The 11,692-nt window shown below is 37.3% G+C and carries 9 protein-coding genes; 8 read left to right on the top strand and 1 reads right to left on the bottom strand.

Going from position 1 to position 11,692, the window contains the following annotated elements:
* The first annotated feature begins 149 nt into the window (after window positions 1-149).
* From ACTF48_RS06895 to pth, 3 genes are all read left to right on the top strand, one after another.
* A complete protein-coding gene (locus tag ACTF48_RS06895; RefSeq protein WP_438962418.1) occupies window positions 150-1,091 on the top strand; it encodes a ribose-phosphate pyrophosphokinase in 942 nt (313 codons plus the stop codon).
* 27 nt (window positions 1,092-1,118) lie between these two features.
* Entirely contained in the window at window positions 1,119-1,739 is a 621-nt protein-coding gene (locus ACTF48_RS06890; protein ID WP_438962417.1) for a 50S ribosomal protein L25/general stress protein Ctc, read from the top strand.
* A gap of 131 nt (window positions 1,740-1,870) precedes the next feature.
* Window positions 1,871-2,437 carry an aminoacyl-tRNA hydrolase gene (pth, locus tag ACTF48_RS06885; protein ID WP_438962416.1) on the top strand — a complete coding sequence of 189 codons (567 nt, stop codon included), beginning with the start codon at window positions 1,871-1,873 and terminating at the stop codon, window positions 2,435-2,437.
* Between the two features lie 158 nt (window positions 2,438-2,595).
* On the opposite strand, the gene ACTF48_RS06880 is transcribed toward pth, so the two are convergent.
* A complete protein-coding gene (locus tag ACTF48_RS06880) occupies window positions 2,596-5,853 on the bottom strand; it encodes a reprolysin-like metallopeptidase (RefSeq protein ID WP_438962415.1) in 3,258 nt (1,085 codons plus the stop codon).
* 130 nt (window positions 5,854-5,983) lie between these two features.
* Between ACTF48_RS06880 and ACTF48_RS06875 the strand changes: the two genes are divergently transcribed.
* From ACTF48_RS06875 to ACTF48_RS06855, 5 genes are read left to right on the top strand one after another with little or no spacing between them, the layout of a single operon-like run.
* Window positions 5,984-6,919, top strand: coding sequence for a bifunctional riboflavin kinase/FAD synthetase (locus ACTF48_RS06875; RefSeq protein WP_438962414.1), 936 nt, complete (start codon window positions 5,984-5,986; stop codon window positions 6,917-6,919).
* The gene (locus ACTF48_RS06870) at window positions 6,900-8,228 is read left to right on the top strand and encodes an HTTM domain-containing protein (RefSeq protein ID WP_438962413.1); all 1,329 of its coding nucleotides are present in this window, start codon (window positions 6,900-6,902) and stop codon (window positions 8,226-8,228) included. Before ACTF48_RS06875 ends, ACTF48_RS06870 begins: the two co-directional genes overlap by 20 nt.
* A gap of 38 nt (window positions 8,229-8,266) precedes the next feature.
* Window positions 8,267-9,538 (top strand): serine--tRNA ligase, encoded by a 1,272-nt coding sequence (serS, locus tag ACTF48_RS06865; RefSeq protein ID WP_438962412.1) that lies wholly within the window; start codon window positions 8,267-8,269, stop codon window positions 9,536-9,538.
* Window positions 9,539-9,556: 18 nt separating this feature from the next.
* Complete coding sequence (locus tag ACTF48_RS06860; RefSeq protein ID WP_438962411.1) at window positions 9,557-11,347, top strand: tetratricopeptide repeat protein; 1,791 nt, start codon at window positions 9,557-9,559, stop codon at window positions 11,345-11,347.
* A gap of 9 nt (window positions 11,348-11,356) precedes the next feature.
* Window positions 11,357-11,686, top strand: coding sequence for a DUF4286 family protein (locus ACTF48_RS06855; protein ID WP_438962410.1), 330 nt, complete (start codon window positions 11,357-11,359; stop codon window positions 11,684-11,686).
* Window positions 11,687-11,692 lie beyond the last annotated feature (6 nt).

Here is an 11,692-nt window from a genome sequence, read left to right as displayed (position 1 = left end):
CAATTCCACCACTGAGGCAATAAAAATTGGACTGCAAAAGTACATATTATTTTAAATCATACACCTAATTTAGATTGATTTTTAAGGGACAAGAATAAAAATATCTGTACATTTGCAGCCTTAAAATCAGGAGTCTAAATCATTTTATGATGACTAACACGATGACAGAAGCAAAACTATTCGGTTGTAGACAAAGTATGGATCTTGCAAAAGCAGTAGCTGAGCAGTATGGAGCATCACTAGGTCAAGTAAATTTCTCTACATTTAGTGATGGAGAATTTCAACCTTCTTTTGAAGAGTCTATACGTGGTCGTCGTATTTTTATCATAGGTTCTACGCACCCTAGTAGTGATAACTTAATGGAGTTATTATTAATGCTGGACGCTGCAAAGCGTGCGAGTGCGAGACATATTACGGCTGTTATACCTTACTTTGGTTGGGCACGTCAGGATCGTAAAGACAAACCTCGTGTCCCTATAGGTGCAAAAATGATTGCAAAGATTCTAGAAAGTGCTGGTGCAACACGCATCATTACCATGGATTTACACGCAGACCAGATTCAAGGATTTTTTGAAAAGCCAGTGGACCATCTTTTTGGTAGCGCACTTTTCATTCCTTATTTAAAGAGCCTGAATTTAAGTGACCTTACTATTGCATCTCCAGATATGGGTGGTTCTAAACGAGCTTATGCTTATGCAAAAACACTAGAGAGCGACGTAGTAGTATGTTACAAGCAACGCCAAAAAGCAAATGTGATTTCTCACATGGAACTTATAGGTGATGTAACAGGAAAAAATGTAGTTCTTGTAGATGACATGGTGGACACCGCAGGAACATTAACTAAAGCTGCTGACGTGATGATGGAACGTGGTGCAAAAAGTGTAAGAGCGATTTGTACACATGCTATTTTATCAGGTACAGCTTATGAGAGAATAGAAAATTCTCAACTTGAAGAATTGATCGTAACAGACTCTATTCCACTAAGAAAAACTAGTGAGAAAATAAGAGTCTTAACTTGTGCTTCATTATTTGCAGAGGTTATGAAAAGTGTCCAAAATAATGAGTCGATCAGTTCTAATTTTATCATGTAATTTCAATAATTAATTAATATACAACAAATGAAATCAATCACGATCAACGGATCTAAAAGAGAAAGCGTGGGCAAAAAGGCAACTAAAGCCCTACGTAATGCTGGATTGGTTCCTTGCGTAATTTACGGAGGAGACGAACCAGTGCATTTTCAAGCAGAAGAAAAAGCATTTAAAAATTTAGTCTACACGTCAGACGCAATGACAGTTGTAATCGACTTAGGTAAGGATGGGCAGTACCCAGCTATCGCTCAAGATATGCAATGGCACCCAGTAAAAGAGCAGCTTTTACATGCTGACTTTTATCAAATTTTTGATGACAAGCCAGTTACCATGGAGGTTCCAGTAATAACTGAAGGAACCTCACGAGGTGTACTTAACGGTGGTGTTTTAAGAAAAAACAACAGACGCTTAAAAGTAAAAGCACTTCCTGCTAACCTTCCTGACTTTATTAAAGTAGATATCTCTCCTATGAAAATAGGAAATAAAAAATATGTACGCGACTTGCGAGTGCCTGAGTATGAAATCATGCACCCAGATAGTGTCGTAGTAGTAATGATTAAAACTTCTCGTACTGCAATCGTTGATGATGAGGAAGAAGAAGAAGAAGGAGCTGATGCACCTGCTGCAGATGCGCCTGCTGCTGAGTAACATCACATACTCATAAGTCTTACAAGCCACAAGATATTTTCTTGTGGCTTTTTTTATAGCTTTGCCACATGATTGTGGCCATTATACCAAAAGGAATAATTAATGGGTATGATACTTAAAAGAATTAAAAGATGAAAAAATTCCTAATTATAGGACTAGGAAACATAGGTGAGAAATATTTAGAAACTCGCCATAACATAGGTTTTAAAATTCTAGATGAAATTGCAAAAGAAAAACAAGTAACTTTTGAAACCCTAACTTTAGGAGATGTCGCAACCATTACACATAAAGGTAAAAAAATCACATTACTCAAACCTAGTACTTACATGAACCTTAGCGGTAAAGCCATTAAGTACTACATGAACCAAGAGTCCGTTCCTAAGGAACAAATCTTAGTAGTCACAGATGATTTAAACTTGCCCTTTGGTACCTTGCGCATGAAAGCCAAAGGCAGCGATGGAGGTCATAATGGACTTAAAGACACACAAATAAAACTTAACACACCTAATTATCCACGACTCCGTTTTGGGATCTCAGATGAGTTTTCAAAAGGCCGTCAAGTAGATTATGTATTAGGAGAATGGAATACTGAGGAACAAAAAGCATTACCTGAGCGTCTCGATAAAGCTGCTCAAGCCTGTCTTTCTTTTACACATGCCGGTCTAGCAAATACTATGAATCAGTTTAACGGTAAATAATTATACTATCTTGTATCTGTATATCTTAATTATAAAATGCCGATATAATAAAAATTTACATTCCTAATGTCGCATATAATTCGTTTCTTTTTCGCCTATAATTCAAATTAAGAATACCGCATTAGAAACATAAATTGGTCTAAAAAATCAAATGGGTACTAGTTCTTGATAAACTTTTTTATCAAACTTTGACCATCTATCTCAATCTTCATTAAATAAACTCCACTAGCCCAATCCTGAACAGCAATGTTAGATTGTGCCGTCTCTATATTTTGAGACATAATGAACTTTCCTAACAAATCATAGACTTGTAATTCTGCTTTCGCGAAAGCGAGATTACCTAAATCTAATTGCACCAAATCACTAGCAGGATTAGGATAAAGCGCAATCTGGCTGGAGTACATTTCAGTGTTTGCAAGTGTTTGCACTCCACAAATATCTAAAGACCAAGCGTTCAGGGTTCCTCCATCGTTATTAGTATCATCTGCTACGGTAAGTGTCCAGTTCCCTATGGAACTTTCGCCTATAAAGGCAGAAAGCATATCCACTGGTAAAACAGTTCCATTAATAGTAGGAGCGCTACCAGAGCAATTTATTGCTGCACCATCATCAGAAAAAGTAGCTAACATGTCATTTCTAAAACCACATCGATCCTCTACTATTGTAATTTGAGTTCCCAATGGACTGGTTAAATAAATATCTAAATCACTCATCCATGTGTGAGAAATATCTATATTCAACACGATGTCATTAATAACCACATCACTAGTTATAGTGATAATGGAATCCTGAGATGATGGTGGACCATCACTTATAATAGCTGGAACTGCATTTGCTGCTTCGTTGAAACAAATAATATTTGAGGTTCTAAAACTACGTGTATTACTAAAATTTGAGACTCCACAAGCATTACTGCTTTGAACACGCCAGTAATAAACGGTATCTTCATCAAGAGTGATAGAAACTGTATAGGCATTTCCTGTAATAGTTGCCGTTTCTATAATATTAGTAAAACTGCTATCTGCTGCTATTTCTATAGTATACTCTTGTGCTCCTGTGACTGTATTCCATTCTAGCAATGGAGACAGCGCAACATCTACCTCATTATCGAGTGGTAGAACTAAGGTTGTTGCTGCGAGATTAGTATCAAGTACATTAAGCGTTAAACCTGTGGAACGAGTAGTCGTTCCTCCTATTCCTTCAAATGATAATGTATAACTACCTATCATGGCTGTCGTTAATCCACTGATGGTAATAGTAACTGGAGTGTTATCACTGGTTACTGTGGACGGCGATATGGTAACATTTACCCCTGCTGGAGCACCTGTTAAAGAAAGTGTCGTGGGCGCATTAAAGCCATTAAAAGTTGTGTAAGTAAAATTATAAACTGCATTATTAGGTAAGCAAACCTCTTTAACTAACTCAGTAGAACTAAGAGAAAAATCATCATTAGTTATGGTAAAATCAGCAGCGTTAACAGCATAATAAACATTCCCATTTGCTCGCACCATGAAACGTGCTTGAGTAGTAGCGGGAACTGTAGGTATAATAACTGTTTCGCTTCCATCATTAGGAACAGCACTAGCGATTATAGTGGAAAATGTAACACCACCATCTGTAGACATTAAAATATCTACCGTACTAGTATTAATAGGAGTAAGATCTGTTCCTGCAACATTCCAATTAATTACCGCAGCTTCTCCGGTGTTATAACTTACATTAGCATCTTGACTTATTACTTCAAATGGTCCCGTATTTCCATCTACGGTTATATTCATAAGATCAGAATCATTCTGTCCTATATTCATATTGTACTTGCGCGCTGTAAAAGCAAACTCCATATCACGAGCTACAGATGGAGTCATCTCAAATTGTGGTGTTAGATTACCTTGAATAACCTGACTTAGCTCTGGAAAATAGCGTGTAGGAACTGTAGATGATGGTCTGGATCTATACATAGGACCTTGAACTCTCATAGGGTCAGGACCTAGAATACTATTAGGATTTTCTGGATCGTTTTGTTCCCAGTTATAGGTTACTGTTTCTGTTCCTAGATTAGTAGCAGTACCTGTTAATACAAAGGCAGTACCATAGGGTATAGTATAGTCAGCTCCAGTATTTGCGATAGGAGCGGTTAAAGAAACATTAGTGACAGCAGCACAAGAGCTAGAGGTTCCTGTTTTGACATTGGCCAGTATATCTCTTATGTTTACATAGTGGAAGTAATCATTAGAATTATTTTGAACATTAGGCGCGCAAATTCCGGCATAAGCCATAATAGTACTACCGCTACCAGGTTCTACCTCTGTTTGCCCACTACCACTTCTACAGTTGCCAGACGCCATGGAGTGAAAACCGCCAAACTGGTGACCTATTTCATGTGCCACATAATCGATATCAAATGGATCACCTGTAGGATTTGCTTGCCCAGTCATACCGCTACCCTTCTGACCGCTAGAACACACACAACCTATACAGCCTGCGTTTCCTCCACCCGAAGTATTAAAATTGTGTCCTATGTCATAAAAGCCATTTCCTATTCCTGGAAAACCCTGCGCAGATAAATTCCCATCTATTAAATCCTGGGTACGACCATTAAAATCAGTGTCATATGGGTCTAAAAAGGTATCACCGAAGTAAAGCAACACATCATTATTTGCTACAAAGATCATATTAATCGCAAGATCGCGTTCAAAAACTCCATTCACACGATTCATGGTAATCACTTGCTGCGCCAGTATATTAGCTCTTTTTTGAGCGTCTGTTCCATTACCTGCAAAGATGTTTCCATACTCTGCATTACATGAAATAGCGATACGGTAAGTTCTAAGTGAGCTATCATCTGCGGCTTTAGGAATAAGATTTTTTACATTATTATTTAATGAATTAAACGCCTCTTCATCTGTAAGGCATTCATAGTTTTCTTTAATTTCTGGCAGTGAAGAACGATCATAGACTATGTAGGTAGTATGATCTAGAGTAAATGGCTCTGTGTAAACCGTAGGTTCTCCAGGAACAAATTCTATATTATGAAATCCATGTGGTGTGATAGAAAAACGTATCACATTTGCACGATCATTTAACGCTACACCTATATAAGTCCTGATCTGCGCATATTTTGTATAGAGCGCTGGCTCCATCATGACTGTTTCAAAAACTTCAAAATCTTTTAAACTTCCTTGAGCACTAGGCATGGTAAGTATTACAGAAGAAGTGTTTACCGTAAATCTTTTAGGTGCCATTGCTACCGCTTGCTGTAATCCACTTAAATCTAGATTATAGATTGAAAAATCTTCTGGAATAAAACGACGATTTTCTAAATCTTCAGTAGGTTGTTGCTCGACTGGCAGCCAGTAATTTTGCGCTTTCGCGAAAGCGAAATTCAACAACAAAACCACTATCAATAAATGTCTCATAAGAAATTATATGGGTACAAAATACTCCATGATTGTGGTATGCACAAATATTTATAGAAAGCTTGTGTTTTTTAACGCAATTCGTAGAGAATATTTTATTTTGCAAATAGTATAAAAGGGCTATATTCCATTGAAAACATTTGATAACATTGCTTCTTATGAAGCTCAAAAAGCTGCGGTAATAACCATAGGGACTTTTGATGGTGTACACCATGGACACCAGAAAATATTACATCGAGTTACAGAAATTGCCAAAGAAAAATCCTTGACAAGCGTTCTGTTAACCTTTTTCCCGCATCCTAGAATGGTATTGCAACCTGATAGTGATCTAAAACTGATCAACACTATTGAAGAACGCCAGCAATTAGTTACTGCAAATGGTATAGAAAATATTATAACACATCCTTTTTCTCTAGAATTTGCTCGCACAAGTGCCCATGATTATGTAAAAAATATTCTCGTAGATCAGTTAAAAGCTGCTGTGGTGGTGATAGGGTATGACCATCGTTTTGGCAGGAATCGAGCCGCTAGTATTAATGAACTGGAGGAATATGGAAAAGAGTTTAATTTTAAAGTCGTCCAGATTTCTAAAAAAGATGTAGAAGAGGTAACGGTAAGCAGCACTAAAATAAGGCAGGCTATTGAGGTAGGTGAGATGGAAACGGCTCACAATTATCTTAACCGTCCATTTAGTGTTCAAGGAATCATCGAGCAAGGAAAAGCGATAGGTCGCACTATAAATTATCCTACAGCAAATCTTAAAATCGCCGAGAATTATAAACTTTTACCTAAAAATGGCGTTTATATTACCAGTAGTTTAATCAACGGGAAGAGGTATTATGGAATGACTAACATAGGTGTTAACCCAACAATTTCCCAAGGCAACAAGAAAACTATTGAAACTTTTTATATCGATTATAGTGGTGATTTATATGATCATACTATGCAACTAGATTTCCATAAACGATTGAGAGATGAGCTTAAATTTAATTCTATGGAAGAGTTAAAAGCTGCAATGAAAAAGGACGAAGAAAACACTAGGTCTTATGCACAGCAAATGGAATAAATGGCTTTTTAAACAGGTAGATAACTCTGCGCTGGTATTATTCCGCATGTTTTTTGGGTTTCTATTAGCTTGTGAGGCTTTTGGACATATTGCTTTAGGTGCGGTAAACAAGCACTTTTTAGAACCTAAATTTACTTTTACATTTATAGGTTTTGAATTTTTAGAACCATTACCAGCGCCATTAATGTATGGGCTATTTGCACTCATGGGTATAGCTGGTTTAATGGTTATGGTAGGTTTTAAATACCGTATGGCTATGCTATTTTATGCTATAGCCTGGACTTATGTTTATCTACTCCAAAAAACCTCTTATAACAATCACTATTACTTACTGATGTTGCTCAATTACATCATGGTATTTTTACCAGCTCATCGCTCAGTTTCTCTAGATGCAAAATGGAATTCCTCGCTACGCAAAGAACACATGAGTCGATGGATTTATGGGTTTATTATCATCTTTTTATGTATCGTTTATTCTTATGCTAGCGTGGCTAAGTTTTATCCAGACTGGATCGATACCTCTTTCCCTAAACATTTAATGAAGATAAGAGCTGGAGACTGGGAAATATTACAGTATGAATGGGCGCACTGGGCTATTATGGTTTATGGATTAACCTTTGACCTATTTATTGTGCCTCTTTTATTATGGAAACGCACTAGAATGGTTGCCGTAATAGCGTCTTTCTTCTTTCATATTTTCAACTCGATTATTTTTAAAATAGGGATATTTCCTTATTTAGCACTGGCGTTTCTTGTATTCTTTTTTAATCCTAAAATGATTCACAAGCGTTTCTTAAAAAAGAAAAACTTTTATGAAGGTGATGAAGTTATAGTACCTAGTTTTAAAAACCCATTACTTATAGTTAACACTGGATTTTTACTGGTCATGTTGCTCCTACCGCTGCGCCACTGGCTCATACCAGATGATGTGCTATGGACTGAAGAAGGTCACAGACTGAGCTGGCGCATGATGTTGCGCAATAGAGCGGGATTTGCTAATTTTTATGTGGAAAATAAAGAAACAGGCAGCCGCACACGAGTAAATTTTAAAAACTACCTAACACCTAAACAAACAAATCAAGTAAAAACTAAACCTGATTTCATGTGGCAATTTGCTCAGAAATTAAAAGAGTTCCACGCTGCCGAAGGTGAAGATGTAGCGGTCTACATAGATGCAAAAGTGAGTATTAACGGTCGTGCTATGCAACAATTTACTGATAAGAAAGTAGATGTTGCTGCACAAGAATGGAATCACTGGTCACATCACGAGTGGATTTTACCGTCATCACTCTATGAGAACAAGGAATAAATGGTAATTTTACCAGCTTAGAATTAAAACACACTACCATGCTACAAATCGCAGCAATACGCGAGCATAAAGATGCTTTTGCACAGGCGCTTAAAAAAAGAAACATTGATGCACTACCATTGTTAGAAAACGCTATCTCAGTAGACGAGAAAAGACGCTCTTTACAAGCACAACTGGATGAAACTCTTGCCACGAGCAATAGACTTTCTAAAGAAATAGGCGATTTATTCAAATCTGGTAAAGCAGCAGAAGCTAATGAACTTAAAGCGCAAACTGGTGATTTAAAAGAAACATCTAAGCAGCTGAGTGAAGAATTAAATAAAGCTGTAGAAGAATTACAAAACATACTTTACACCATTCCTAACATACCTCAAGAAAGTGTTCCTGCTGGTAATAGTGATGAAGATAATGAGGTAGTGTCTGAGCATGGTGTGATCCCTACACTTCATAGCAGTGCAAAACCACACTGGGAACTGGTTAAAGATTATGATATCATAGATTTTGAACTAGGTAATAAAATAACTGGTGCTGGTTTTCCGGTTTATAAAAGAAAAGGTGCTCGTTTACAGCGCGCACTTATCAACTATTTTCTAGATAAAAACACAGCCGCTGGTTATGAAGAAATGCAAGTGCCTCACCTAGTAAATGAAGCGAGTGGTTATGGAACTGGGCAATTACCAGATAAAGAAGGACAAATGTATCATGTAGGTGTAGATGACCTATACCTTATCCCTACTGCTGAGGTTCCTATTACAAACTTATATCGTGGGGATTTATTAGAAGCTAAAGAATTACCTATAGCCATGACAGGTTACACACCATGTTTCCGTCGTGAGGCTGGTAGTTATGGTAGTGATGTACGTGGATTAAATCGCTTACACCAGTTTGATAAAGTAGAAATACTACGTGTAGAGCATCCAGATCATAGTGATGATGCGCTAGACGCTATGGTACTTCATATTAAAGAAATTCTTGAAGAGCTTGAATTACCATACCGTATTTTAAGATTATGTGGTGGCGATCTTGGTTTCACCTCTACGCTTACTTATGATTTTGAAATTTATAGTACCGCTCAAGAAAAATGGCTGGAAGTAAGTAGCGTTTCTAACTTTAAAACCTTCCAGAGTAATCGTTTGAAACTACGTTTCCGCAATAGTGAAGGGAAAACAGAACTAGCACACACTTTAAACGGCAGCTCACTAGCACTGCCACGCATACTTGCTGGAATTTTAGAAAATTACCAGACAGAAAACGGCATTAAAATCCCAGAAGTTTTAATTCCTTATTGCGGTTTTGACCTCATCGATTAATAGCCTATATTTAAACTTATGCGTTATTATATAATTTTCATCACTCTGCTATGCAGTAGTTTAGGTTTTTCACAAAACTCAAGACTGGCTGAAAATTATATGGACCAAGGTGAATATAGCAAAGCACTCAAGATTTATAATAAAATCTATGAGACAAACAAGCGTAACATTAATGTCTTATTTAAAGTCATCGATATTAACCATCAACTGGAACAGTATCAACAAGTAGATTCCTTACTAGATCATGCCGAGAAGCTGGCACGCAATAATAAAAGTCTCATCATAGAACGTGGCTATAATTTAACGCTGCAAGGCAAGGATTCACTGGCTATGCCTTATTATAAAGAAGCCATAAAAGTACTGGATTCTATTCCTAAGTTAACCTATCAAATAGCAAGCAGATTTGAACGCCGCAACTTGCTGGATCAAGCTATTATGGCTTATGAAAAAGGAATGGCAGCAAACCCTAGGGCAAATTATAAAGTGCAACTCGCAAGTTTATATGGTCAGCAAGGCAAGCTGGAGGAAATGTTTGAGCAGTATGTAGATCTTATAGAAAGTAATGGCGCTTATCGCAGTCGTGCACAAGCCCTTTTTTCCAGATATGTTACAGATAATCCCGATAATGAAGGGAACAAGCTGTTGAGAAAAACACTGTTATTACGCTTACGCGAAAACCAAAACCCCATATACAATAAGCTCCTGAGCTGGCTTTTCATTCAGCAAAAAGATTTCAAGAAAGCTTTTATTCAAGAAAAAGCCATCTATGTGCGTTCCAAAGAAAGTACTACAGAATTACAAGAACTCGCCGTGACAGCAGTGGAAGAAAAAGACCTGGACGCTGCTCAAGAAATTCTAGAATACATCGTTCAAGAATCTCAAGTAATTTCTACACGCTATGTGGCTCAAAGTTTACTCGTTAAAATAGAAGCAGACAAAGCCACTGCTCAAGAATTCACCGCTGTAAAAACAGCCTATCAAGAGCTTTTAACCACTTATGGTAAAGATGCTGAAACTTTTATGCTTCAACTCGATTATGCAAATTTCCTTGCTTTCAAAGCAGGTGAAGCTGCAAGCGCTGTGACTCTCTTAAGTGACCTAGAGAATAAAAAACTAAGCAAATTTCAAAATGCTGAATTGAAAATGCTTCTTGCAGACATACTCGTGCTGCAAGAACAATTCAATCGTGCTCTTATACTTTACAGTCAGGTACAAACAGACCTACCTAATGATGAACTCGCACAAGAAGCACAATTTAGAGTGGCCAGAACCAGCTATTTTCAAGGAGATTTCCCATGGAGTCTAACTCAGCTCAAAGTACTGCGCGGCGCAACCTCTAAGCTTATCGCAAATGATGCCATGGAATTAAGTCTGGTCATAAGCGATCATAGTATAGAAGACACCACATTTGTAGCTCTAAAATCTTACTCTTATGCAGATTTAAAGCAATACCAAAATAAACGTCAAGAAGCCATAGCGCTTTATGAAAAACTACTGCAAAACCATAAAGGCGATCCTATAGAAGATGAAGCACTACTTAAACAAGCACAACTCTATGAACTAGAAGCTAATTATGAAGCCGCAAAGAACAACTATCAAACGATTATCGATAATTTTTCAGACGGTATTCTAGCAGATGATGCCTTCTATTTTTTAGGCCTTTTATTTGAAGAAAAATTTAACGATCCTAGTAAAGCTCAAGCCCATTTTGAACGTATTATTTATGATTATGCAGACAGTATACACTTTGTAGATGCCAGACGCAGATTCAGACGTTTACGTGGTGATCAAAACCTCAACGCCTTTTAAAATTTATTTATGGTAATATATAACGTGACCTGTAATATGTCCAGCCACCTAGAAAAAGAATGGCTAGAATGGATCCGTGAGCACATCGCTCTCGTGTTAGGAACAGGACTGTTTAAAGACGCAAGATTAACCCGTGTTCTGGTAGAGGAACAAGACGGCTCTAGTACTTTTTCTATACAGTATAAAGCCATAAGCCGTGAAACGCTAGAAACATACTACTCAAAACATGCCGAAGCATTACGTAAAGAAGGATTAGAAAAATGGGGTGATAATGTCCTCTCTTTTCGCACAGAACTGGACGTGCTTGATGAATATACAGTGCATCATAATTTGAACTAGTTTGTG

The sequence above is a fragment of the Nonlabens sp. genome (assembly GCF_965660805.1).
Lineage (GTDB): Bacteria > Bacteroidota > Bacteroidia > Flavobacteriales > Flavobacteriaceae > Nonlabens.
Note: the sequence above shows the minus strand (reverse complement) of the source record. Positions and strands in the feature narration are given on the sequence as shown.

What these genes read in the sequence shown, in the direction of transcription:
- ACTF48_RS06890 (WP_438962417.1), top strand. Translation starts at nt 1,119, where the DNA reads ATGAAATCAATCACGATCAACGGATCTAAAAGAGAAAGCGTGGGCAAA.
- pth (WP_438962416.1), top strand. Translation starts at nt 1,871, where the DNA reads ATGAAAAAATTCCTAATTATAGGACTAGGAAACATAGGTGAGAAATAT.
- ACTF48_RS06860 (WP_438962411.1), top strand. Translation starts at nt 9,557, where the DNA reads ATGCGTTATTATATAATTTTCATCACTCTGCTATGCAGTAGTTTAGGT.
- ACTF48_RS06855 (WP_438962410.1), top strand. Translation starts at nt 11,357, where the DNA reads ATGGTAATATATAACGTGACCTGTAATATGTCCAGCCACCTAGAAAAA.
- ACTF48_RS06870 (WP_438962413.1), top strand. Translation starts at nt 6,900, where the DNA reads ATGCACAGCAAATGGAATAAATGGCTTTTTAAACAGGTAGATAACTCT.
- serS (WP_438962412.1), top strand. Translation starts at nt 8,267, where the DNA reads ATGCTACAAATCGCAGCAATACGCGAGCATAAAGATGCTTTTGCACAG.
- ACTF48_RS06895 (WP_438962418.1), top strand. Translation starts at nt 150, where the DNA reads ATGACTAACACGATGACAGAAGCAAAACTATTCGGTTGTAGACAAAGT.
- ACTF48_RS06880 (WP_438962415.1), bottom strand. Translation starts at nt 5,853, where the DNA reads ATGAGACATTTATTGATAGTGGTTTTGTTGTTGAATTTCGCTTTCGCG.